A 23,609-nucleotide genomic window follows, 5' to 3' on the forward strand; every position below is an offset into this window, starting at 1 on the left:
GACGATCGAGGATGAAGATCCTCGATTCTCCTTCATCGATCTTGGCACGTCACCGCAGCAGCGACGGCACCGTATACGCCGCCGACGCCACCAGCACGAACAGCATCGCGCTGTAGAGCCGGCCCATCAGCCGGTCGAACTGGCCGGTGAGGGTTGGGTCGGTGCTGAGCGTTCGCAGGTAGTCCATGCGGCTGGGGATGCTGCCGTGGAGCCAGTCGTGGGCCAGGTCGGTGAGTGAGCCGACGGCGTAACTGACCTGGTTCATCAGTCCGGTGCCCTGCCGGGACCGCGGCGTGACGGGCATGTTGTTGATGATCGCGACCCGGTGCAACGCCGAAGCGAACAGCTGGGCGCCGTACGTGCCGACGTGCGACTGGATGGGACTGAGTTGAACCGCCGAGCGCGGCTCACGCGATCCACCCAGCAGCGGCGACAGCGCCGCCGCCCCCGCGGCCGGGTCGGCCGGGCGGGCCACTTCCATCATCCGGGCCGCGTAGACGTCGGCCTGGCGTTCGAACCGGCGGCTCAGGTAGCCGAAGATCAGCCAGAAGCCCGCCGTCCCGATCATCATCGTGAGCAGCGCCCAGATTTCCGGCGGCAGCGCAAACCAGCGGGGCAGCCCGTGGACCACGTTTTCCATGCCGGCGGCGACGAGCATGAGCGTCAGGAAGAAGACCACGTACCACGCCATGTGATGGTGAACCACGTGGCCCAGTTCGTGGGCGAAGACGGCTTCGATCTGCTCGTCTTCCATGCGTTCCAGCAGCAGGTCCGACAGCAGCACGTACCTGAACCGCGGGAACAGCCCCATCACGGCGGCATTGCCCACGTTGTGGTGCGTATCCCAGATGAGCACATCGCGGTACTTCATGCCGCTGCGACGGCACAGCGCCTCGAGCCGGCGGCGCAGCGGGCCCTCGGGCAGCGGCGATGTTCGCAGGATTCGGCGGAGCAGTTCCGGCGCGACGATAAACACGATCGCCGCCGACGCCAGCCAGATCGCCCCTTCGACCTGGTCCCGCATCGAGGCCAAGTCGCGTGCGCTGCGGGATTCGAGTTGCGGCAGGATCAGGGAGGCGGCGATGTCGTGGACGCCGGCGATCAGCATCACCGGCAGGATGGTGAACAGCACCTGCAACCGAAGGTTCGACGCCAGGTACCCGGCCAATCCGGGTGGCTTATGCACCGGCAGGCCGTCGAGCAGGTTTTCGGTCAGCCCCTGCTGCCTCAGCTCATGATCGAGGGGGTAGATCGCCCACCAGAGCCCGACCCACGCCAGCATCGCCGGCAGCGTGCCGACAATCAGGGCGGGCAGACGCGCGGTCTCGAACCAGCCGAAGTTCAGGGTCTCAATCACGACGCCGACCCACCCCAGCGCGAACACGCCGGTGGTGAACCAGGCAATGATGAAGACCCTGCTGAACAGCAACACCCAGTTCAGCCGGTGGACTGAGCGCGCAAATGTGCGGGCGGAAATCTGCCGGGCGGCCATTCGGCACCAGAACCCGACCGCCAGGATAAGTACCGGAAATGCCCCCAGGAAGAGCGCGACCCAACGGGTGGAATGCTCAAGTCGGGCGACCGACGGCTCGGTCGAGCCGGTCATCCAGATCAGGCAGACAAAAAGGAGCAGAAGTCGGGACACGCGGCCAGATCCTTCAAGCGCTACCGTTCCACATTCGTTCCGTCATGAAGCCGATCCCCGGTGAGGGTGGCTGTGCGGTCGCCCCCGTGGCGGGAGATGCGACCGGAGCGACAGTATACACCGGATCGGTCGGTGCCGAAGCCCGAATCGAAGGGGAATACGGCAAGTAGTGACTGTGAAGGCAATTACAGGACGTCTGAGGCTGTCAGGCACCCGCCGACGGTGCACAACGGGCGATCGCCGCTTCCAAGTCCTCGAACAGGACCGGCTTGGCAACGTGCAGGGTGAAACCCGCCTCGAGGCATGCCGCGATGTCCTCAGGTGCCGTGCTGCCGGTCAGGGCGACGCCGGGAATCCTGCCCCGCCGCAGAAGCGATCGCATCAGTTCGGTTCCGGTCGTATCCGGCAGGCCCAGGTCCACAACGGCGCAATCGAACGGGGGAACACCGTCCTTGCCGCATGCGTCAAACGCCCGCTCGGCCTCGGCCCCGGTCGCGGCAACGACCACCTCGTGCCCGGCGAACCGAAGCAGGGTCGCCATGGCGCGGCTGGTGTCTTCGTGATCCTCGACTAGCAGTATACGCATCCGACCACACCATTAAGTTAAGGAGCGCGCCTCCAGAAGAGGCGCCGTACGAACGGACTGAACTGACCACCGGCACACACGCCTGGTCGGAAGCGTGGTTACCGGGGGACGGCCCTCCATATGACGATCCGTCGATTTGCCACCCGTTCGGGCGACATTCTGCCGAGTCACCGGCGCAAGTTCAAGCGGCGTTCCGCAGAACCCTCGCGTCAGCTGAAACGTCGACGATTCGTGATTCTTGCCATGTCTGTCGACAAGTCAGCAATGCCCTCGAAGACCGTGAAAGACGCCAAACGTCTGCTGAACAGGCGACAAATGCGTAGTCATAACGTCGCATCTGCGTCCCATAGAAGTTTTTTACCCCAAATATCTCAAATTACCCAAATTACCAAATCACTCTCAAAGGCCGGGCCGATGGAAACAGTGTAGACCGGCCCGTCGCTGACGTTCGGAACGCGACGAAGGATCGGTCAGTCCCGCAGGAGATTCACATCATGCGCCCCACTGATCCGCAATGGATGATGCCCGAAGGTTCCGTGAACACGATGCGCCTGGTCGTCGATGAGCCGGACACGACCGGCCCCGACACCGCCGCCGGCGACGGCAACGACATGACGCCGATGACCATCCACTTCGAACGCCGCACCCACCGCCGCTTCGATGTCGAGCCGATGAGCATCACGATCGAACGCTGGGACGGCCGCCGCGACAGCCGGCTGGTCTTCGGGCAGATCATTGATCTGTCGGCCAGCGGCGTTCGCCTTCGCACCCGCCAGCAGGGCATCCGCGTCGATCAGCAAATTCGCGTTCGACTCGACCTCCCCGACAACGGCGGCATCTTCCCGTTCGTCGATACGTCCGGCGGCCAACTTCAGCCCAAGCGGGAATGGGTCGGCTGGCTCGCCGTCGCCCGCGTACGCCAGGTCGGCGACAGCTTTGAAGTGGCCGGACGGCTGGTCGACATGGAAGAAATGGACCGCGGCATGCTCAGCCTGTACCTGTCGACCCGCGCGATGGCGGCGTAATCAAGCACGTTGCGACCGTCTCTGTCGATGCGACCCGGACACTACCGCAAACACACGGTACTGGCGTGAGTACGCTCGCTTCGCCACGGTCGTTCGAAACGCCTTGGTCGAATCCAAAACAGCGGTTCGATTATACCCGTGACATTGGACCCGGTGACGCGCCGATGGTTATACTTCCGGCGGGTTACAGAGACCTTTTACACAGGGAGGCGATCCAATGTCGCAATTTCCGTATCAACAGTCCAAGCCGTTCGACCTCAACTACGCCACCGACGAGAAATCGGTGTTCAACTTCTTCAACGCGGTCTACGCGTGGATGTGCGTCGGTCTGGCGGTGACGGCGGCGGTCGCGTACATCGTCTCGATGAACGTACAGGTCGTGGTGGCGATGAACGCCAAGGGCATCACGATCGCGCTCTTCCTCGGCCTGGCGGTGCTGTCGTACGGCATTCAGGCGGCGGCGCACAAGATCGGAGCCGGCGCCGCGACGGCGCTGTTCATCCTGTATGCGGCCATCCTGGGTGCGGCTCTCTCGTACATCTTCATCATCTACAAGATGAGCACGATCGGTGCCGCGTTCGCCATCACCGGCGGCACGTTCGGCGTGATGAGCGTGCTCGGTTACGTCACCAAGCGCGACCTGACCCGCCTGGGCGGCATGCTCACGATGGCGGCGATCGGTTTGTTCATCGCGTCGCTTGTCAACATCTTCATGCAGAGCAGCGGACTGAGCTGGATCATCACCTACGCCGTGGTGATCGTGTTCACTGGCCTGGTGGCATACCACACGCAGAGCCTGCGTGAGATCGCCGTCGCCAACTCGGGCAACCCCCGGGCGCTGGCCAGCCATGCCATCGTCGGCTCGCTGATCCTGTACGTCGACTTCATCAACATCTTTGTGTCGATCCTGCGAATCCTCGGAAGCCGCAAGTAACTGACGCGGACGTGTCAAACCAAAAACCGAAAGGGCCGCCGTGCAGACACGGCGGCCCTTTTGCTTTGGCCTGTGGCGAGCAAGCCGGCACCGGAACAAAGAGAACACGAAGGCGCGAAGGCACGAAGAAGCCACGAAGGTTGGCAAATCGATGGATGGCCACCGGCGATCCGTTTGCGCGCCTGGCATCAGGATTCGGGCCAAGAGCGCCAAAGGGGCAGGAACTACTTCGCGTTTCCTTCGTGCTTTCGCGCCTTCGTGTTCTCTTCGTCCCCGGCGTAACCCTTCGTTCGCGTCTCACCGCCAGGCCGCCCCGCCGGGGTAGGTGTGGTCGGCGATCGATCGCGGCTTCATCTCGATGCTGTATCCCGGCAGCGTCGGGCAGGCGTAGCGGCCGTTGACGATGCGGACGGGGTCGACGAAATGTTCGTGCAGGTGATCGACGTACTCCACCACCCGCCGATCGAGTGAGCCGCTGCAGGCGACGTAATCCCACGTCGACAGGTGCTGCACCATCTCGCACAGGCCGACGCCGCCGGCGTGGGGGCAGACGGGCAGGTTGAACTTCCGCGCCAGCAGCCAGACCGCCAGGCATTCATTCACGCCGCCAAGCCGACCGGCGTCGGCCTGCACGAACTGCATCGCGCCGGCCGCCATGAACTGCTTGAACATGATCCGGTTCTGGCAGTGTTCACCGGTCGCGACGCCGATGCCCAGAGGATTGACCGCCTGCGCGATCGCCCGATGGCCGAGGATGTCGTCCGGATTGGTCGGCTCTTCGATCCACATCGGCTTGAAGGGCGCCAGCTCGCGCATCCAGTCGATCGCCTGGCCGACCTCCCACACCTGGTTGGCGTCGACCATCAGCGTTCGGGCGGGGCCGACTTCCTCGCGGACGATGCGCAGCCGGCGCAGGTCGTCCTGCAGATCCCGGCCGACCTTCATCTTGAAGTGCGTGAACCCCTGCCGCATCCCGTGCTGCGCGAGCGATCGCAGCTTCTCGTCGGAGTAGCCCAGCCAGCCGGCGGCGGTGGTGTACGCCGGGATGCCCTCGCGTCGGACGTGCGCCTCACGCTCGGCTTTGCCGCCGGCGGTTTGTTCCAACAGCCCGATGGCCTCCTCCGGCGTAAGGGCGTCGGTGATGTAGCGGAAGTCCACACACCGCACGAGCTCGGCCGGCGACAGGTCGGCCAGCAGCTTCCAGAGCGGCTTGCCTTCGGTCTTTGTCCAGAGGTCCCAGATCGCGTTCAGCACCGCCGACGTCGCCAGGTGAATGATCCCCTTCTCCGGCCCGAGCCACCGCAGCTGGCTGTCGCCGGTGATCTGCCGGTAGAACGCGCCGAAGTCGGCAGTGATCTCTTCCAGCGATTTGCCGACAACAAAGTGCTTCAGCAGCTCCACCGCCGCCACGCAGAGGTCGTTTCCCCGGCCGATGGTAAACGTCAGCCCATGCCCCGCCGGCCCGCCGGCGCGATCGGTCTTCAGGACGACGTACGTCGCCGAGTAATCCGGATCGAGGTTCATCGCGTCCGACCCGTCGAGGTTCCGGCTGGTCGGGTAGCGAATGTCGATGACGTCGAGCGAGATGATGCGCGTGGGCATGGGAGGAAGATTAATGGTTGAGAGGCACGAAGGCACGGAGGCAATAGGCACGAAGGTTTCCGTGACCTACGCCCTTCGTGCCTGCGTGCCTTCGTGCCTTCGTGCCTTCGTGCCTTCGTGCCTTCCTCTTTGTACACTCCCCACCCATGACAGATGCCCTCGACCGTCTTCGCCGGCTGATTCGCGACATTCCGGATTTCCCCAAGCCCGGTATCCAGTTCCGGGACATCACGCCGCTGCTGGCCGATCCGTCCGGGCTGGCACTGGCGGTCGAGCTGCTGGCCAATCCGTACCGCGGCAAATACATCGATCTTGTCGTCGGTGCCGAAAGCCGGGGCTTCATCTTCGGCACCGCCGTCGCGTGCTGCCTGTCGGCGGGTTTCGGGCTGGTGCGCAAGCCGGGCAAACTGCCGTACAAAAAGATCGCCAAGACCTACGACTTGGAATACGGCACTGACACGCTCGAGATGCACGCCGACGGCGTCATCGAAGGCCAGCGCGTGCTGATCGTTGACGACCTGCTCGCCACCGGCGGCACGATGACCGCGTGCATCGACCTGGTGAAAAGTCTGGGCGGCGAAGTCGTCGGCGTCGCCGTGCTGATCGAGCTGCTCGGCCTCAACGGCCGCGACAAACTCGACGTTCCGGATGTGCATTCCGTGCTGACGTACGAGTAACCGGTGACCGATTAGCGGGTGGACCGGAGGTCCCCTCTTTTTGCGCCGTCTGACGCTGCAAAGGGGTCCTGCCGTCCACCCGCTACTCGGCGACAGGGTTCGGATTCGGCAACGTTTGTGCGATGACTGCAATACTGCAGGTGCTCGGTTCTCCTGTTTCGAAGCTCATTTCGGCGGGCAACGCCCGCCCTACGGGACCCATCATGAATCGCCGCCAAGCACTCGCCGCCGCCCTACTCTCGATCCCGCTGCTGTCGTCCGCTTCGACCGCCGATTGGACGCGCTTTCGCGGCCCCAACGGCGACGGCGTCGTCGAGGGGAAGTTTGCCGACAAGATCTCCGAGGGGAACTTCGTCTGGACGGCCGAGCTGCCGGGCAAGAGCCATGCGTCTCCCGTCATCTGGAAGGATCGCATCTACACCACGTCTGCCGATGCCGACGAAGGCAAACGATACGTCCTGTGCCTGAGCGCCAAGGACGGCAAGACGATCTGGAAGAAGGAATACGACTTCAGCAAGTACAAGCAGCACGCCGACAACAGCTTCTCGTCGGCCACGCCGGCGGTGGACGGCCTGGGCGTGTACATCGCCTGGAGCCGGCCGGAAAAGTACGAGCTGTTCGCGCTCGACCACGAAGGCAAGGAACTCTGGAGCCAGGACCTCGGCCCCTACAAGAGCATTCAGGGATCGGGAACCTCTCCGATTCTGCTGGACGGCACGGTCATTATCGCCAACGACCAGGAAGGCCCCAAAAGCAGCCTGATGGCGTTCGAGCACAAATCCGGCGCGATGCAGTGGAAGATCGACCGCAAAAGCGGCGACAAGACGTCCATGTCGACGCCGGTGGTGTACAAGCCCAAGGACGGCCCGCAGCAGGTCATCTTCACCTGCAAGGCCGCCGGGCTGAGCAGCATCGACCCGAAATCCGGGCAGATCCTGTGGGAATCGCCCAAGGTATTCGACGCCCGCACCGTCGGTTCGCCGGTCGTCACCGACGACCTGATCCTCGGTGCCTGCGGCGAAGGGGCCGCCCATCGCCTGCTGGTCGCCGTCCGCCCGGGCAATCCCGGCGAAGAGCCGGCGCTCGTCTACAAGGTCGAGCGCATCGCACCCTACGTGCCCACGCCGCTGGTCAAAGGCGACCGCGTCTATCTCTGGGGCGACGCCGGACAGGTCTCCTGCCTGAAACTCGCAACGGGTGAAGAAGTCTGGAGCGACAAGGTTGGCGGCCTGTACTACGGCTCACCGGTGCTCGTCGGCGACGTGCTCTGGTGCATGAGCCGCAAGGGCGACCTGATCGGTGTCCGGGCCGGCGAGAAGTTCGAGGAGGTCGCCAAGATCAACCTCGGCGAACCCAGCCACGCCACGCCGGCCGTGTCGGACGGGAAGATGTACCTCCGAACCCTCTCGAAGCTGATCTGCGTGGACATGTCGCGTAAGTGATCCGCTTGAATCTCACGCCTGCGGAAGCACGTATTCGAGCACCTTCGCGCTGCACAGCACGCCGGGCATGCCGGCACCCGGGTGGGTTCCTGCGCCGACGAAAAACAGATTCGCGATGTCGTCACTCTTGTTGTGGAACCGGAAATACGCCGACTGGCTGAACGTCGGCTGGATGCTGAAACCCGTCCCGTGGAGCGTGTTGAGGTTGTCGCGGAAGTGTTCCGGCGTGACGTAGAAATCGACCGCCAGGTTGGCCCGCAGGTTCGGCAGGTGCCGCTTCTCCAGGTCGTCGATGATCAAGTCGCGATACTTCGGCCCCATCGTCTTCCAATCAACATCCCCCTGCAGGTTCGGCACGGGGCATAGCACGTAGAAACAGTCGCACCCCGGCGGCGCCATGCTCGGATCGGTCGCCGTCGGGCGGTGCAGGTAGGTGCTGAAATCGTCGAGCGCGAGCTTCTTCAGGTCAAACATCTCGGCCAGGTGCTCCTTGTACCGATCGCCGAGCAGAATCGTGTGGTGGGCGACGTCCGGGTACTGTGTCTTCGTGCCGAAGTAGAGGACGAACAGGCCCATCGAGTATTTGAGCTTCTCGATCTTCTTGTCGGTCCACTTGGGGCGGAACTCGGACGCGATGAGGTGCTTGTAGACGGCGGGCGCGTCGGCATTGCAGACTAGGGTATCGGCGGAGTGCGTTTCACCCGAGGCGAGGAGGACACCCGTCACTCGCATGGGGTGCTTGGTGTCCGTCCACTTGCTCGAATTGTCTGGAAAGGACTGGTGCAGCGTCGTAGTGGACGCGTGCTCGACCAGGATCTGCTCCACCTCCTCTCCGAGCCGAAACTTCACCCCCTCTTCCTCCAACAGCTTCACGATCCCCCGCACGATCGCCCCTGTTCCGCCCATCGCAAAGTGCACTTTCCATTCGCGTTCCAGGTACTGAATCAGCGAGTAGATGCTCGTCGTATTGAACGGGTTGCCACCGACCAACAGCGGCTGGAATGAGAAGACCCGCCGAAGCTTGTCGTTCTTCATGTACTTGCACGCCATCTGCCAGACGGTGCGCCACGCGCCGAGCTTGATCATCTGCGGGGCGACTTTGACCATCGACCCGACGGTACCGAAGGGCTTATCGCCGAGCTGGGTGAAGCCGACGTCGAAGATGCGCTGGGTGTGTTCCAGCAGCCGCAGGTAGCCGTCGCAGTCGTCCGGTTCGATCTTGCGGATTTCGTCGAGCGTCTGTTCGAGGGTGCCGCCGTAGTTGAAGTAGGTGCCGTCTGCGAAGCCAATGCGGTACCAGGGGTACACCTCGCGGAACTCGATGTAGTCCTCGCGCTTCTTGCCGAAGAGCGCGAACAGCTCGTCGAACAGGAAGTGTGCCGTGACGACAGTGGGCCCGGCGTCGAAGATGAAGCCGTCGCGTTCGAACACCGCCGCCCTGCCGCCGGGCTGATTCTGTTTGTCGAAGACAGTGACGTCGTAACCGCGGGCGCGGAGCCGGGCCGCGGCGGCGAGCCCGCCGAAACCTGCACCGATGACAATTGCTTTGGGATTCATGGGGGAAACGTGGGAGGACGGGAAAGGTTCGAAGCGTTTAAAAAGGACTCGCACGGCGGCGGGCGAGCCCACCGGCTACACGGGCGTTCACATGCTCGGTGTTCCATACGGTAGGCTGAGTTCGCCGATTCGTCTTTTCAGTTCTTCGTGAAACGAAAACGGCCGGGAACGGACACCCATCCGTTCCCGGCCGCACCAACGTCTATTGGGTGGGCAGCGCCGTCAGCGCTTGCCCTTTCCTGCCCTACGCGGCGCGTTTCACCTTCAGGAGCTTGGCGAAGTCGTCGCCGCCGATGCGGTCGCGGTCCCCGTCGAGCTGTCGGCCCTGATCGTCGAGAATGCCCCAGGCATTCAGTCCGACCGTGTACATGCCGCGGGCCAGCCGGCTCGATTCGTCGTCGGCGATCGTCCAGACCGCCGTCCGCTTGCGGGCGTTCCACTCCAGCGTCATGTCGCTGGTATCGATCACCTGTCCGCCCACGGTCGTCAGCGTCAGGTCGGCCGCGTCGAGCGACTCGCCAACGTCGCGGCTGAACTTGACGACCAGTGTCTGGTCGCCCCCCTTGTCGCACAGCTTGATCGACTTCACGTACACCGCCGCGTCGGCCTTGCTGACCCAGTCCACGTCGCCAACGGTCGGGGGAACTGTCGGCGGCACCGCTGGCGGGACAACCGGTGGGACCACGGGAGGAACAACCGGAGGCACGACCGGCGGGACCACCGGAGGCACCGTCGGGGGAACAACCGGCGGGACAACTGGCGGCACTGTCGGGGGGACGCTCGGCGGAACATTCACCGGCGGAACCGTCGGCGGGATGTTCGTGTTGCTGCCCAGCGCCGGCAGCCCGAACCCGCCGCGCACGTAATCCACTGGCGACACCGCCGCGTAACGCCAATCCCAGTTTCCCGCGTCGCGCTCCCGCACCTGCACCATGAACTGCCACTCGGCCGTGTATCCGCCGAGCGACTTGTTGTACGTCGAAAGCGTGCGGTCCGGGGCGGCAAACCGCGACGCATCGGTCTCGGTCGAACTGGTCGTGTCGGCGGTGAGATGCGTCCCGTCCAGCAGCACCTGCTTGGTGATCTCCGAGAACCGGTTCCCCTGCAGGATGACGTTCCGGATCTTCTTGTAGCTGACCGCCGATGGCGACATCTCCGTGCTGACGCTGACGCCCCGGGCCCACTTGTAGACCACGTTGTCCTTCAGCGTCAGGTCGTTGAGGCCCACGCCGTCGTCCTGGTGCGTGCCGACGCCGAACTCCAGCGTAATCGCCGGCAGGCCGCCTTCGGCATAGTTCGCGAAGATGTTGCGGGCAAAGGTCGTCCCCGCGCCCGGCTTGATGTTGCCCACCTGGATGCCGATACCGCGGTTCTGCCCGCTGATGTCGCGCCCGCCGAGGAAGACGTTGTCCGTCACTTGTCCGAACGCCCCGCCGATGGTGTTCACGCCGCCGCCGTTGACCAGCCCGTACGACATGCTGATCGGGTTGTTCAGGAACAGGTTCCCGCTGATCACGCCGCCCGACCGGGCCTGCAGCCCGTGGCTGGAGGCGTTGGAGAAGATGTTCCCCGTCGCGACCAGCCCCGTCGAGTTGCCGGTGATATAGACGTTGTGGTTGAAGATCGTCGCCTGCGCGCCGGCGAGCGAATCGAGCCAGCCGTTGTGATCGAACGTGTTCTGTTCGAGCGTGATCCCCCGAACGCCGTCGGCGAACAGGCCCTGCGCGTGCAGGCTGCTTGCCCCGACGTCGAACGCATCAGTGATGATCGATCGGCGAATGGTGACGTCCTGCATCGTGCCCAGGTACGACACCAATGCGACGTTGGTCATGTACTTCTCGACCTTCACGTCTTCGATCAGCAGCCCCGTTCCCCCGGCGATGCAGTTGATACCGTACGGCACGGCGTACTTGTTGAACCCGGGTGTCGCCGGGTCGCGGCCGTCGGCCCAGAAGTGCAGGCCGATGATCGACAGGTGGTTCACAGTCTTCACGCTCGCCGAGCCGATGCCAAAGCCGTCGCTGGTGCCGGTCTTGATCAGCGGCCGATCGCCCACGCCGTAGGCGCTGATCAGGATCGGCGCATCGGCGCTGCGGCCGCTCTTGGTCCACCGGCCGAAGGTTTCCTTCCAGCTATCACCGCGTTTGAGCAGCAGTTGGTCGGCCGAATCGGTACGGACGAGCGAGACACCCCTGGCGATCGATTTCACCGGGCTGTTGGGCGAGAGGCCGGAATTGCTGTCGGAGCCGCCGGAACTGGAAACGTAGATGATGCGCGAGTCGGCGGAGGGGGTGACGACGGTAAACCCGGCGGCGTCGAGGGAGACGCTCATGAGCTCGCGGGCTTCGAGCGGCTCGAGCACCGAGCAGGCGTCGGGCGTATGGCGCCGGCCGATGATGGCGTCGCCGACGAGCCCGTCGGCCAGGATCGGCATCGCCGAGAAGGAGGTGCCGCGCCGCCCGGCCACAAAGGCCGGCCGCTCGCAGAACGCGCCCGCGACCGCCGACAAACCACGCACGTTTGAGTTGGAGTTCGCCACAGCCGTCTCCCGTTGCCACGTCCGATCCGGCCCGCGGGTTCACAAACCCGCGGACCTGATCCCATGTGCCGCCCGGCGTTTTCTGGCGACGCCCGGAACACATGGATCACAGTCAAAATCGACAGTGGGCGGATGGGGGTTGAGGGACTTCAGATAATCCGGCGGGTATCTGCACTGAAAACGGCGCGGCTATCGGACGGGGGTGTGAAGATGTGCGGGGGAGACGGACTGGGGAACCAGCGAACGGATGCGGAGTGATGAACTTCGGACTTGGGAACGCGCTCCGCTTCGCGTCGCGGCTAACCGGGGTGACCGGAATTCCGTTGCAATCTCCGCGCATGCACCTAACATATATAGAACAATCTCGCGGACTTGCGACGCCGTTGGCACGGCGTCGAACTGTCTCTTTGCGCGCGGTCGGGAGGATCGCGCCAGCGGAACATCGGCAGCGTCATCGACGGGCTGTGATCGATCACTTGGGTTCGTTCGGCAGCGTAACAGTGTTGGACAGGTGCTGGCGCCTTCCGGGAGGCTCGAGTTCTGGCTCGGTTTCGTACATGAGGAGCCGAGCTGGAGCTCGGCGTTCCCAGGGAAGACCTCTCGGGTTCGTTCGGCTAACAAGCCGACGGCGCAGCGTACCCGCGGAGCCTCGGGTCTGTGGACAATCTCGGGTTCGTTCGGCGGCGTTGCCTTGGGTTCGTTTGGCGGCGTTGCCTTGGGTTCGTTCGGCAGTATCGCCTTGGGTTCGTTCGGCGAACTGGTCACCGGGCAAGGGTCGCGAACCGGTGAGCCGCGACGCGTAGCGGAGCGCGAGCGGTCGGGTATGATTTGCCGCCACTCAACCATCTGAAGGAGATCAGCCAGATGCCGGACGCAGCCCCAGAACAAGCCTCCCGCCCACCCAAGCTCAAGAAGAAGCAGGTTCAGCTGATCGCCAACGGCGATCTGAGGCTGTCGGCCAACCAGAAGTGCTGGGACGCGCAGGCGCAGATGGAAGCGGCACTGACGGCCGCCGTCGCCGAGGCCGGGTACGAACTGGTACGTGCCCATCCTTACAAGAGCGACCAGGAGCACGGTTTCATCGGGTCGCAGAAGGAAGGCATGGAGGTCTTTCGCACCGGGGTCGATCCCGATGCCCCGCTGATCGTCGCCGAGGCCGTCTGGCAGTATTCGCACCACCTGCTGCACGGGCTGATCACACACAAGGGCCCGATCCTGACGGTCGCCAACTGGTCAGGGACCTGGCCGGGGCTCGTGGGGATGTTGAACCTCAACGGCTCGCTCACCAAGGCCGGCGTGAAGTACGGCACGATCTGGAGCGAGGATTTCAGCGACGACTACTTTAAGTCGTACCTCTCCCGCTGGCTGAAGAAGGGACACGCCAAGCACAAGACCGATCACGTCGTCGCACTGGCGGACGTCAAGGTGCCGGCAAAGCTCAGGAAGCTCGGGCATTCGCTCGCGAAGGCGCTTCGCCGGGACAAGGCGATAATGGGCGTTTTCGACGAGGGGTGCATGGGCATGTACAACGCGATCATCCCCGACGAGCTGCTGCACCCGACCGGCGTCTACAAGGAACGACTGAGCCAGTCGGCGCTGTATTACGAAACGACACAGGTCACCGACGACGAGGCGAACGCCGTCCGCTGGTGGATGGGTGAGCGTGGAATGACTTTCGACACCGGCCCGGACGACGCGACGGATCTGACCGACCGGCAGATCCTGCAGCAGTGCAAGATGTACATCGCCGCGGTGCGGATTGCGGACGACTTCGGCTGCGCGACGATCGGCATTCAGTACCAGCAGGGGCTCAAGGACCTACTGCCGGCCAGCGACCTGGTGGAAGGCACGCTCAACAACACCGACCGCCCGCCGGTGACGAGCCGCGACGGGTCGCGTGTGCTGTACGCTGGCGAGCCGCTGCCGCACTTTAACGAGGTGGACGAGTGCGCCGGGCTCGACGGGCTGATGACCTATCGCATCCATAAGGCGTTGGAGCAGCCGGTGGAGAACACGCTGCACGACCTGCGCTGGGGCGACGCCGATCACAGCGGCACGGTGGACGACTACGTCTGGGTGTTCCTGATCAGCGGGAGCGCGCCGCCGGCGCATTTCGTCGGCGGTTGGAGCGGCGCGAGCAGCGAGCGGCAGCCGGCGATGTACTTCCGCCTGGGCGGCGGCACGCTGAAGGGAATCAGCAGGCCGGGAGAGATCGTCTGGAGCCGGGTGTTCGTGGACGACGGCGAACTGAAGATGGACCTGGGCCGGGCCGGCGTGGTGGAACTGCCGGCGGACGAGACGCAGCGCCGCTGGAACGCGACCACGCCACAGTGGCCGATCATGCACGCGGTGACGTACGGCGTGACCCGCGACCAGATGATGGCAAGACACAAGGCCAACCACATCCAGGTGGCCTACGCGCACAGCGCCGAAGAAGCCGACGCGGCGATGCTCGCCAAGGCCGCGATGGCCGAGGCGATGGGCATGAAGGTGTCGATCTGCGGGACGAAAAAGGACGGGAAGAGCTGGGCGCGGTGAGTGTTCCCGGCCACCCATTATTTACGCGGACATACGCTTGAGCCGGTCTTCCAGGTCATTGACCAGGGCAAGGTCGGCGTCGGCCAGCAGCTCTTTGGAAATCTGTTCAGCACTGCCGGGGCGGGGCGCCGCGGCCTTGGTGGTTTCGGTCAGCGGCTTGCCGTTCTCGGCGACTTCGTGCTTGTAGCTCGCGCCGACGGAGTAGAGATTGGCCGACAGCTTGTTGAAGCGGGTGACGGCACACAGCATCTGCCGCTTGGACTGCTGGCCTGCCGACGGAAGCATAAGCACGAATTCTTCCCCGATGCCGACCAGCGGCTCGGTCATCAGCAGGCCAATGCCGTTGGCCGAGATGTCCCGCACGCTGACCGGGTGGATGCGCGTGCCAGACTTGGCTGGCAGCATGATCGAAGAGCGGCCCCGTACGCCGACACGCGGCTTCTTCCGCTGCTCGCGGGCAGTGCCGGCGTCGTCCGACCGAAGCGACTTAATGATCTGAAGGAACGTTTCGGCGGAGAGATTCATGAGCCCCTTCTCTTGGCCGGCTGTCGTGATTGATCCGGCTGGCACCAGAAATATCGACGGCGCGGGGAGGGGGCTTGATCGACCTGCATCGCGTTTGTGCGCTGCCCCGGTACGGTCACCAGTTGTTTCTTGCGATCATCCTTTCAGTTGATCGTCACCGGGATGCCCGCCGAGTCGTTCGAAAGGTCTTCGCCGATGCCGGGTTCGGCGGCAGTCACCTTTGCCGACAACTCGTAGACGCCCGAGGCAAGCCCGGCGGGCAGTTGGAGCCGGACGCGCAAAGGCTTATCGGACTGGCCGGGTATGACCTTTCGAGTCGCCACCGTCTTGATCGGCGTCGCCTCGCCGCCGCCTTGTGGCGTGATGGAAAACGCGACCTCGGCCCTGCCGGAAAACGCGACGGTGCCGAGGTTTCGCAGGTCGAGCGTCAGCGCGGGCAGCCGGGCACCCGCGGCCGCCGTGACGGACTGTTGCCGGAAGGCCGGCGAGAGATCGACGGTTGCGGCCGCGATCTGCAACGGGCCGGCAGTGGCGAGATTGTTGACGGTATTGGCATCGGCAGCGTCGCCGGTGACACCAAGCAGTTCGATCTCGACCGTCCGCTCGCCGGCCACCGCCAGCGGGTAGGCGTATCGAAGGTTGAGATTGACACCGCCACCCGGCTTCAGCGCGAAGCGGCGCGTGGTTTGGGCAAGAACGTCTGACGGAGGTTCGATGCCCGAAGGATCCGTCAGGCGCAGCCGGACGGTCAGGCGTTCGTTGACCGCGACGGTACCGGCATTCTCGACACGGACTTTCACGACGTCGCGGTCGAGCTGGATTGGACTGGTGGACGAAGGTCCCTGGGTCAGGGCGATCGCCAGGTCGGGTGGCGACGCGGCAATGCGTGTGACCTGGCCGGCGTGGTATTCGAGCACGTACGCGGCACCGTCCGGGCCGACGGCGATGTCGAGCGGGCCGCTCAGTCCGGAGGCGACCGGCGACACCTTTCGCGTAGCGATGTCAAACGACTTGACGAAGCCGGAGCCCCAGTCGGCGAAAAGGTAGTCGCCGGTCATCGATGCCGGGAAGGATACCGTCGCCGTGATCGGAGGTTCATAGAACGCGCCGCCGGCGATCGATGGTCCTGAGACCGGCCCGCCGCTGCGGTCGTAGGCGAACAGCGGATCGACGTAGCCGTCCGGTACGTCCTGACCGGCTCCGCGTTTGCCCTCGGTGATCGGCCAGCCGTAGTTGCCGCCGGCGACGCCAAGGTTGATCTCTTCGAAGGAACTCTGCCCGACGTCGTTGATGTGGATCCGGCCGTCGGAGCGGACGGCGAACGTGTACGGGTTGCGAAGGCCGCGGGCCCAGATCGCCTCCTGCGCGCCCTGAAGGGCTCGGAACGGGTTGTCGTCGGGGATCGAGCCGTCGGCATTCAGGCGGAGGATCTTGCCGAGCAGGCTGTCGAGCGGCTGCGCGTTGGCCGGGTCGGCATTGTCGCCGACGCCAATGTAGAGTTTGCCGTCGGTCCCGAAGTGGATTGCGCCACCGTTGTGGTTGGTCGCACCACTCAGGGTGGGCAGATCGATCAGCACTTGCTCGGAAGCTGGTTCGACCGTGTCGCCGGCGACGGTAAACCGGCTCACCCGATTGTGAACGGTCGGGGTTTCGGTGGTGTAGTGAAGGTAGATCAGGCCGTTCTGGGAAAAGGAAGGATCGAGCGCCACCCCAATGAGCCCGCGTTCGCCCTGGCTGTCGACGTCGAGCAGAAGGGCAGGATCGGCAAGGGTTGCGCCATCTTTGATGACCCGCAGAGCACCCCCCTGCTGGGCGACGAACAGCCGACCGTCGGGCGCGAACGCAAACGCCGTCGGCTGGCTTAAGCCGGTGGCAAAAAGGGTGTCGGCAAAGCCGGCGGCGGCAGCAAAGAGACGTCTGGGTTCCAGGCTCTCAACGACCTTGTGGCCTGTTTGGGCTCCCGTAGCAAAATGAGACATCCGGCCTCCGGGCTGGGGCGACTCGGGATACCGCTCGCCGATGACAGGACGGCAAGCGCGACGCATCGCCGGCATTGTACGCCGATCGGTGCCCTGAGGATGTAAGCATCTGTCGGCGGCGGCGGTCATCAAAAACCGAGAATCGGTCGGTTACGATCCCAAATACCAATGGGCAGTAGTCTCGTGAGCTAAGGCAAATCGTTTCAGAAAGTGAAGGATCGCATGCTGCGTAATACACACCGGTTTCGATTGTTCTTCGGCCTCGTGCTGGCTGGTTCCACCGGTCCGGCCTGGTCGGCCGTGACGGTGACGCCGACGCGCGTTCGCGAGACGCGGGTGGTCGCGCTGACCAAGGCGGACGCCAACGAGTCGCGATTCTTCGACCGCAGCGAGCTCGAGATCACGCTGAAGTTGTCGGGCCCTGAGATGCAGGACGCGACGGAATACAAGATGCCGACGATCACCGAAGCGACGGATGACACCGGCGCGTCGCTGCTCCCCAAAGATAAGCCGTTCAGCGGCTTTCAGCAGGTTCAGCGGGATACCTTCGGTTCGTCGCCGAAAAAGCCGCCGACGACGGATGTTGAGATCCGAACCAATCTTGCGACCGCCGCCCGAAAGGCGACCACGCTCAAGTCGGTCAAGGGATCGCTGCAGATCCGTGCCGGCGGGGAAAAGAAGCAGGTGGTCGTGAAGGACGTTAAGTCGCTGGCGGGCAAGTCGATCGAGGACCCGGCGCTGGCGGCCGCGAAGATCGGCGTCAAGGTCGAGCCGGCCAAGCCCAAGAGCGACAGGGAACTGGCGCTGGAGATCACCGGCGACAAATCACCGATCAAGAGCATCGAGGTCGTCGACGCGGCGGGAAAGGTGGTCAGCAATGGCTACAGCAGCTTTGGTTTCAGCGGGACGACCAAGTACAGCGTATCGCTGGAAAAGCCGCTGGACGCGAGCATGTCGGTCCGGATCAACATGGTCATCGGTCAGCAACTGATCGACGTTCCGTTCGAGTTCAAGGACCTTCAGTTGCCGTGAAGTTTGGCGACGCACCCGCAACGCAGATCAGTAGGTACCGATCGCGTAGCCGAGCAGGGCTTTGGCGGTCTGGTCGGCGGAGATTGTGACGTAACCGTCGTTCAGGCCGTCGGTGCAGGTGTAGGCGTCAACGCCCCACGGGTTTCGCAGGCGAACGCTGACGGGCTTGCCGTCGGAGCCGAGGTTCACCCGGTCCACGGTGTAGGCGTGCATGCCAACCAGGTTGCTACCGGAGGGTGGCGTGGCGACGGCGAACGTGACCGATTTGCCGGCGTCCAGGGCCGCCGCCATGCCGGCCAGGATCTGTGCGGCGGTGCCGCTCATCACGTTCGTCGCGCCCATGCCCAGGGCGCGATAGGACTCGTCCATCCAGCCGCCGTCGATGGACGCGTAGCTGGCGGCGTTAGTTCGGAAGGAGGCCCAGGCTTTTTCGATCAGTGCGACCCAGAGCGAGCCCTGAGCGCCGAAATTGACATACGCCAGTCCGCCGCCGGTGGCGGTCGGCAGGTCGGCGTCCACGCGGACGTAGGCCTTGGTTGTCCCCTTGGTGAACTGCACGCAATAGGTGCCGTCGCCAAGATCGACGATGGTCTGCTTGAGCCAGCCGGGATTGGTCTTGGCGATGGAGGACAGGACCGAAAGGAAGTAGCAGCTGCCGATCTGGCCCTGCTGAATGTCGGTCAACTTCGGGCCGCCGTCGGGGAACAGCATGTGGTCGGCGAAGTTGGTGTAGCCGGTGGCGGCGCGGGTGAAGGTGGGGTCGACTAACTGCTGTCCGAGCAGTTCCTTGGTCGCCGGGATCACCTTGGTGGTCTGCACCATCTCGACGACGGTCTTGTTCTTGAGTTTGCCGGCCTTGTTGGCGATCTGCTTGACCGTCTTGACCTTTTTGAGTGTGGTCTCGGTTGCCTTGCTGTTGGAGAACTCGGAGATGCGGTGGACCGCACCGCCGGCGGTCTCGGCGGGGCTGACGTCGGTGATGACCTCGGCGGCGTCGGTATCGAGCCAGTAGCTGTCGTTGTCGAGGCCCCCGATGAGCCGGTCGTTGTTGGCACCGCCGACGGAGACGAGGATGTCGTCGCCATTGGCACCGTAGAGCATGTTGGTGCCGGTGCCGCCGTAGATCCGGTCGTGGCCGGAGCCGCCGCTGAGAGAATCGTTGCCGGCAGCACCCTTGATGATGGCGTCGATCATGACGCTCGGATCGAGCGTGATCAGGTCGTTGCCGTTGCCACCGTCGATGTAGAGACTTTTGAAGCTCTTGCTGTAGGTTTTGGACCAGGAGCCGTTGGTGAGGGTCAGCACGAGCCCGGACTGGCTGACGTCGAGGCGGTCGCCGGCGTCGGTGCCGATGACCCGCAGCTCGATGCCGCCGCTGATGGACGCCTCGGTAATCGCAAACGGCTGGGCCGCGAGGAGCATTCGACGCTCGAGCGTCTCAACAGAGGCAGCACCATGGCGATTCGACCGATCCATCAGACTTCTCCAGCGACGTCGCACGAGGGAACGAGCCATGGCCGGGTACGAGTGGCGCAAGGCGGGATCCTGCTGTGACATCGAATAGAAACGTGGGTTGGTCAATCACGGAGAGGAGCCGATAACCGCCTGTTTCGACGGGATTCCAGGGTGTGCGAAATGCAAACACCCCCGGCAAGATTGCCGGGGGTGTCCGTGGACCTGTGAGAAAGAAGCGGAGCGCGTTCGCGTCGTCGCGCGGGCCGGAACCATTCGACGCTCCCGCCCGCGACCGCCGCCCTACAACCCGGAGACCGGGCGTGTGGCGTACTAGTCACGAACGAGCCGTAGATATGGCCGCTCGAACCACCCGTCGGAGTTACGATCCGAAGGGCTGTCGGCGTGGCCGTGGCGATTGCCGGCTGAGGCGCTCCATAGGGGTCGCCCTCTGCCTGCGATCAATACGCCGAGGCCGTTTCCGGCGATTACCGCAACAGGCTGAGGGCGGCCTGAGGGGCCGAGTTCGCCTGTGCGAGAATCTGAGTCGCCGACTGCGACAGAATCTGCGACCGCGTGAGCGACGCAGTTTCGGACGCGAAGTCGGTGTCGCGGATGGCGCTTTCTGCGGCCGACGCGTTTTCGAACGCGACGCCGAGCGAGTTCACCGTCGAACCGATCGTGAACCGCTGGAAGGCGCCCAGCCGGCCGCGAAGGCTGCTGACCTGCTTCGCCGCGGCATCGATGATCTTCTGTGCACCCGAAAGGTCGACGGAGCTGAGGCTGTTCGCCCCGCCGCTGCCGATCGAGCTGAGGAAGCCAACGACACCGTTGCCGAGGCTGGAGCTTGACACCGACTTGATGCCGATGTTGGCCTTGCCGTTCTCGTTGACCTTGGAGCCGAGGCTGAACTTCGCGCCACCCCCAGTGATACCGAAGGTTTTGCTGTTTCCGTTGTTCAAACCGGCGGTCGTCGCACCATTGTAACCGTTGCTCGTAAGCTGGAATTCGACATCCAGCGACGACGAGCGGTAGGTGACGTCCAGGCCGCTGACGGTCGCCGCTGCACCGTTGATGGTAACGGCCGCATCGGTGCCGCTGGCTTTGCCGTTGGTGCCGCCGTTGATCGTCAACGCCTGCCCCGCGACGGAGCGGACGGAAACAAAGTTGGAGCTGCCATACTCCGAGGCCGCAAACGTTAGTGTCGTGCCGCCCGCCGACGCGGTTACTCCGGTCACCGAAGAGATCGCGTTGATGGCGGTGGCGATGTCGGTGATGCTGGCGCTGCCGGCAAAGCTGAGCTGCTGGGTGCCGTTGGCACCGGCAACTTCGAGCGTGGTGCCGCTGGCGGTCAGCCCTGAGCCGGTGAAGGTCACCTTGCCCTGGGTGGCGCTGTTGCTGACGGAGACCGTCACGCTCTGGGTCGCTCCACCCGGAATCTGGGCGGAGTTGACCTGGATCGACCCGAAGGCGCTGGTGGCCGCGCCGCTGGTCGAGTAGTCGTAGTTGCCGTTCAACAGCTTGGCGCCGGCGAAGCTGGTGTTATCGGAGATACGGTTGATGGTGCCCAGGATCGAGTCGACCTGGAGCTGGTTTGCCTGACGTTCCTCAGCGCTGAGGCCTGAGCTGTTGGCGGTCTGGTTGACCAGGCCCTGCAGTTCGGTCACCAGGGAGCTGACTTCCGTCAGACCACCCTCGGCGGTACCAAGGATGTTGCTGGCGCGGCCGGCGTTCTCGATTGCGGTCGAGATGCCCGCCTTTTCACCGCGAAGGATTTCGCTGGCGATAAGGCCGGCGGGGTTGTCCTTGCCGCTGTTGATGCGGACACCGGTGCTGAGCCGTTCAAGGCTCGAGTTAAGCTGGTCGTTGTTCTTCTTCAACACGCGCTGAGCGATCAGCGACGTGACGTTGGTGTTAATTCTGCTCATCGGACTGTCTCTCCATGACTGTGCAGTCCCTCGCTGACGCGAAGTGCTGCAGCCTGCGCGGTGGCATCAGAATGACGCCGGACGGCGATGGTTCCGAGTTTGGACCGGTTTGCTGCCGGTTGGGTGTTGGGTGTTCGGAACACGCCGCGATCGCGCTTTGTTTTTCATTCCCTTGAGAGGCCCGAGGAGCTTTTCTGCCCTGCTCCCCGCGTCGTTCGTCGCTTCGTCGCTTCAGCAGTTCCGCCATCTTTCGGCAGAAGCGCAGCGGGTCGAACTCGCATCGGCCGAGGATCAAGGGCTACGGATCCTCGGCAACCTTGTCCGGTCTGCGTCCCCCTTGCGGGATCGGCGGTTGCCGGTTCGGCTCTTGTGGTGAGTGTGCCTCCTTTCTCACAAGTCCTGGGTTGGTGACGCGTTGGCACGTCGGCAACCCGAAGGCGCCCGTCTCTCCGAGGGGGTCGCCGCCAGAACCGCCGTGGCGCAGTCACTAACTTCACCCGCAGCATCGACCCGGATTTGGGGGGTACTTTAGGTGCGCCGCAATTTGCAAATGGACGCGTGGTTATGGGCGAACGCGGAAGAACACCTACTTGCCGCCCCGGAATGCCCCCTGCTTCCGCACCCGCACAATTACCGGACCGCACCGCCAGAAACAGAGAAAGGGCGGCCTCCGTCGTCGGAAGCCGCCCGTGTCGTTCAGATATTGGGTCGTGCCGCTTCTACTGCAGCAGCGACAGGACCTGCTGCGGCGTCGCGTTGGCCGTGGCCAACACGCTGGTGCCGGCCTGGGTGAGGATCTGCGACCGTGTCAGGGCCGCGGTTTCGGCGGCGAAGTCAGCGTCGCGGATCGAGCTTTCGCTCGCCGTGACGTTCTCCATCGCGATGTTCAGCGAGTTGATATTGGTGTCGAGCGTGTTCTTCTCGAACGCGCCCAGACGCCCTCGAAGCACCGCGACCTGTCGGATCGCGGTCTCGAGAATCTTGCTCGCATCGGCCGAGTTTCCGCCGACCAGCGTCGACGTGCCACCGGTCACGACGTCGTTCAGGAAGCCGACCGTCTTGCTTCCCAGCTTGCTCGCGGCGACCGACTGAATGCCGACGTTGACCTGCTGGTTCGAAGTCACCTTCGCACCCAGCTGGAACAACGCACCGCCGCCGGTGATCGCGAACGACGTCTGGCCGATGCCGAACGTTTCGTCGATGGTCATGCTCATCTCGAGCGACGACGTGTTGAGCTTGAGGTTCAACCCGTCGCCGACGGTGAGCGCGCCGTTGACCGTCGCGGCGACGTCCTGCCCGATGTCACGAGCCTTGCTATTGCCCGCGCTATCGACCGTTCCGAACACGCCGCTTTGTGCAGTCACGGAGACGAACTGCCGAGATCCGTACCCAATCGAGTTAAAGGTGATCCCGCTCGTCGCCGCCGAAGCGGTGATGTACCCGGCCGTGACGCCGGTAGCGTCGGTCAGGGTGTTCACTGCGTAGGCGATCGCAGAGGTTTTGGTGCCGGCAGTGAACTGCAGGACCTGCACCCCTTCGACGCCGCCGATCTCCAGCGTGACACCGCTGGCAATCGCCGAGCCGCGGAACTGAAGTTCCGCCGTCTTGGCGCTGGTGATGACATCCACCTGCACCGGGATGCTGGCGCGGGTGCCGAAGTTGGCCTGGCTGATCTCCAGCGACGTGACGGCCGAGCCGCTGACACCGCTGGTGACGTAGTCGAGACTGCCGTTGATCAGCTTGAGCCCCGCGAACGTGGTGGTGTTCGCGATGCGGGTGATGCTCTGGACGGCCGAGTCCACCTGCAGCTGATTGGCCTGGATCTCTTCCGGCGACAGTGCGCCGGTGTTGGCGGCCTGGACGACCAGGCTCTTGATGTTCAGCAGGAGTGAGGCAACCTCATTGAGGGAGCCTTCGGCCGTGCTGATGACATTGCTTGCGCGCTGCGAGTTATCGATGGCTTGGTTGATGCCTGAAATCTCGCTGCGAAGGCCTTCACTTGCGATGAGACCCGCGGGGTCGTCCGCCCCGCGGTTGATGCGTAAGCCCGTAGACAGGCGCTGAAGCGTCGAACCCAACTGCTTCTGGGACCGCTGCAGACCACGCTGCGCGGTGAGTGAGGCGACGTTCGTATTGATGCGGGCCATG

Annotated in this window: 17 protein-coding genes; 7 read left to right on the plus strand and 10 right to left on the minus strand. The window is 64.0% G+C overall.

The genetic code is table 11. The features are described from left to right. Window positions 1–49: 49 nt before the first annotated feature. The gene (locus IPV69_RS09160; protein WP_206294799.1) at window positions 50–1,645 is read right to left on the minus strand and encodes a M48 family metallopeptidase; all 1,596 of its coding nucleotides are present in this window, start codon (window positions 1,643–1,645) and stop codon (window positions 50–52) included. A gap of 44 nt (window positions 1,646–1,689) precedes the next feature. Between IPV69_RS09160 and IPV69_RS27530 the strand changes: the two genes are divergently transcribed. Then, complete coding sequence (locus tag IPV69_RS27530) at window positions 1,690–1,815, plus strand: hypothetical protein (RefSeq protein ID WP_261361998.1); 126 nt, start codon at window positions 1,690–1,692, stop codon at window positions 1,813–1,815. Window positions 1,816–1,850: 35 nt separating this feature from the next. On the opposite strand, the gene IPV69_RS09165 is transcribed toward IPV69_RS27530, so the two are convergent. Continuing rightward, entirely contained in the window at window positions 1,851–2,231 is a 381-nt protein-coding gene (locus IPV69_RS09165; RefSeq protein WP_206294800.1) for a response regulator, read from the minus strand. A gap of 494 nt (window positions 2,232–2,725) precedes the next feature. Between IPV69_RS09165 and IPV69_RS09170 the strand changes: the two genes are divergently transcribed. Continuing rightward, on the plus strand, window positions 2,726–3,256 hold the full coding sequence (locus IPV69_RS09170) for a PilZ domain-containing protein (protein ID WP_206294801.1): 531 nt from the start codon (window positions 2,726–2,728) through the stop codon (window positions 3,254–3,256). 217 nt (window positions 3,257–3,473) lie between these two features. Next, window positions 3,474–4,190, plus strand: a complete 717-nt coding sequence (locus IPV69_RS09175; RefSeq protein WP_206294802.1) for a Bax inhibitor-1/YccA family protein — start codon at window positions 3,474–3,476, stop codon at window positions 4,188–4,190. A gap of 297 nt (window positions 4,191–4,487) precedes the next feature. Here the strand turns inward: IPV69_RS09175 and IPV69_RS09180 are convergent, their stop codons facing one another. Continuing rightward, window positions 4,488–5,792, minus strand: coding sequence for an L-fuconate dehydratase (locus tag IPV69_RS09180; protein WP_206294803.1), 1,305 nt, complete (start codon window positions 5,790–5,792; stop codon window positions 4,488–4,490). A gap of 146 nt (window positions 5,793–5,938) precedes the next feature. On the opposite strand from IPV69_RS09180, the gene IPV69_RS09185 reads away from it, so the two are divergent. Both IPV69_RS09185 and IPV69_RS09190 read left to right on the plus strand, forming a co-directional pair. Continuing rightward, window positions 5,939–6,469: an adenine phosphoribosyltransferase gene (locus tag IPV69_RS09185; RefSeq protein WP_206294804.1), complete on the plus strand. Its 531-nt coding sequence runs from the start codon at window positions 5,939–5,941 to the stop codon at window positions 6,467–6,469. A 203-nt stretch (window positions 6,470–6,672) separates the two neighbouring features. Continuing rightward, complete coding sequence (locus IPV69_RS09190) at window positions 6,673–7,911, plus strand: PQQ-binding-like beta-propeller repeat protein (protein WP_206294805.1); 1,239 nt, start codon at window positions 6,673–6,675, stop codon at window positions 7,909–7,911. A gap of 12 nt (window positions 7,912–7,923) precedes the next feature. On the opposite strand, the gene crtI is transcribed toward IPV69_RS09190, so the two are convergent. Both crtI and IPV69_RS09200 read right to left on the minus strand, forming a co-directional pair. Continuing rightward, the gene (gene crtI, locus IPV69_RS09195; protein ID WP_206294806.1) at window positions 7,924–9,468 is read right to left on the minus strand and encodes a phytoene desaturase family protein; all 1,545 of its coding nucleotides are present in this window, start codon (window positions 9,466–9,468) and stop codon (window positions 7,924–7,926) included. 244 nt (window positions 9,469–9,712) lie between these two features. Continuing rightward, entirely contained in the window at window positions 9,713–12,007 is a 2,295-nt protein-coding gene (locus IPV69_RS09200; protein ID WP_206294807.1) for a right-handed parallel beta-helix repeat-containing protein, read from the minus strand. A gap of 864 nt (window positions 12,008–12,871) precedes the next feature. Here IPV69_RS09200 and IPV69_RS09205 point away from each other — a divergent pair. Then, window positions 12,872–14,545: a hypothetical protein gene (locus IPV69_RS09205; protein ID WP_206294808.1), complete on the plus strand. Its 1,674-nt coding sequence runs from the start codon at window positions 12,872–12,874 to the stop codon at window positions 14,543–14,545. 21 nt (window positions 14,546–14,566) lie between these two features. Here IPV69_RS09205 and IPV69_RS09210 read toward each other — a convergent pair whose 3' ends face one another. Continuing rightward, window positions 14,567–15,070 (minus strand): PilZ domain-containing protein, encoded by a 504-nt coding sequence (locus tag IPV69_RS09210; protein ID WP_206294809.1) that lies wholly within the window; start codon window positions 15,068–15,070, stop codon window positions 14,567–14,569. A gap of 143 nt (window positions 15,071–15,213) precedes the next feature. Continuing rightward, on the minus strand, window positions 15,214–17,049 hold the full coding sequence (locus IPV69_RS09215; protein WP_206294810.1) for a PQQ-dependent sugar dehydrogenase: 1,836 nt from the start codon (window positions 17,047–17,049) through the stop codon (window positions 15,214–15,216). Between the two features lie 222 nt (window positions 17,050–17,271). Between IPV69_RS09215 and IPV69_RS09220 the strand changes: the two genes are divergently transcribed. Continuing rightward, complete coding sequence (locus IPV69_RS09220) at window positions 17,272–18,081, plus strand: hypothetical protein (RefSeq protein ID WP_206294811.1); 810 nt, start codon at window positions 17,272–17,274, stop codon at window positions 18,079–18,081. Between the two features lie 27 nt (window positions 18,082–18,108). Here the strand turns inward: IPV69_RS09220 and IPV69_RS09225 are convergent, their stop codons facing one another. The 3 genes from IPV69_RS09225 to IPV69_RS09235 all read right to left on the minus strand — a co-directional run bounded on the left by IPV69_RS09225 (window position 18,109) and on the right by IPV69_RS09235 (window position 23,608). After that, on the minus strand, window positions 18,109–19,557 hold the full coding sequence (locus IPV69_RS09225) for a C2 family cysteine protease (RefSeq protein WP_206294812.1): 1,449 nt from the start codon (window positions 19,555–19,557) through the stop codon (window positions 18,109–18,111). 464 nt (window positions 19,558–20,021) lie between these two features. Continuing rightward, window positions 20,022–21,461 (minus strand): flagellin N-terminal helical domain-containing protein, encoded by a 1,440-nt coding sequence (locus IPV69_RS09230; protein ID WP_206294813.1) that lies wholly within the window; start codon window positions 21,459–21,461, stop codon window positions 20,022–20,024. 719 nt (window positions 21,462–22,180) lie between these two features. Further along, complete coding sequence (locus tag IPV69_RS09235) at window positions 22,181–23,608, minus strand: flagellin N-terminal helical domain-containing protein (RefSeq protein WP_206294814.1); 1,428 nt, start codon at window positions 23,606–23,608, stop codon at window positions 22,181–22,183. Window position 23,609: the final 1 nt, after the last annotated feature.

This window comes from Humisphaera borealis, from assembly GCF_015169395.1.
Classification (GTDB): domain Bacteria; phylum Planctomycetota; class Phycisphaerae; order Tepidisphaerales; family Tepidisphaeraceae; genus Humisphaera; species Humisphaera borealis.

Excerpts from the sequence above, each read along its gene's own strand:
- crtI (WP_206294806.1), bottom strand. The coding sequence starts at position 9,468 with ATGAATCCCAAAGCAATTGTCATCGGTGCAGGTTTCGGCGGGCTCGCC.
- IPV69_RS09225 (WP_206294812.1), bottom strand. The coding sequence starts at position 19,557 with ATGGATCGGTCGAATCGCCATGGTGCTGCCTCTGTTGAGACGCTCGAG.
- IPV69_RS09170 (WP_206294801.1), top strand. The coding sequence starts at position 2,726 with ATGCGCCCCACTGATCCGCAATGGATGATGCCCGAAGGTTCCGTGAAC.
- IPV69_RS09175 (WP_206294802.1), top strand. The coding sequence starts at position 3,474 with ATGTCGCAATTTCCGTATCAACAGTCCAAGCCGTTCGACCTCAACTAC.
- IPV69_RS09210 (WP_206294809.1), bottom strand. The coding sequence starts at position 15,070 with ATGAATCTCTCCGCCGAAACGTTCCTTCAGATCATTAAGTCGCTTCGG.
- IPV69_RS09165 (WP_206294800.1), bottom strand. The coding sequence starts at position 2,231 with ATGCGTATACTGCTAGTCGAGGATCACGAAGACACCAGCCGCGCCATG.
- IPV69_RS09235 (WP_206294814.1), bottom strand. The coding sequence starts at position 23,608 with ATGGCCCGCATCAATACGAACGTCGCCTCACTCACCGCGCAGCGTGGT.
- IPV69_RS09180 (WP_206294803.1), bottom strand. The coding sequence starts at position 5,792 with ATGCCCACGCGCATCATCTCGCTCGACGTCATCGACATTCGCTACCCG.
- IPV69_RS09190 (WP_206294805.1), top strand. The coding sequence starts at position 6,673 with ATGAATCGCCGCCAAGCACTCGCCGCCGCCCTACTCTCGATCCCGCTG.
- IPV69_RS09205 (WP_206294808.1), top strand. The coding sequence starts at position 12,872 with ATGCCGGACGCAGCCCCAGAACAAGCCTCCCGCCCACCCAAGCTCAAG.
- IPV69_RS09185 (WP_206294804.1), top strand. The coding sequence starts at position 5,939 with ATGACAGATGCCCTCGACCGTCTTCGCCGGCTGATTCGCGACATTCCG.
- IPV69_RS09230 (WP_206294813.1), bottom strand. The coding sequence starts at position 21,461 with ATGAGCAGAATTAACACCAACGTCACGTCGCTGATCGCTCAGCGCGTG.
- IPV69_RS27530 (WP_261361998.1), top strand. The coding sequence starts at position 1,690 with ATGAAGCCGATCCCCGGTGAGGGTGGCTGTGCGGTCGCCCCCGTGGCG.
- IPV69_RS09215 (WP_206294810.1), bottom strand. The coding sequence starts at position 17,049 with ATGTCTCATTTTGCTACGGGAGCCCAAACAGGCCACAAGGTCGTTGAG.
- IPV69_RS09220 (WP_206294811.1), top strand. The coding sequence starts at position 17,272 with ATGCTGCGTAATACACACCGGTTTCGATTGTTCTTCGGCCTCGTGCTG.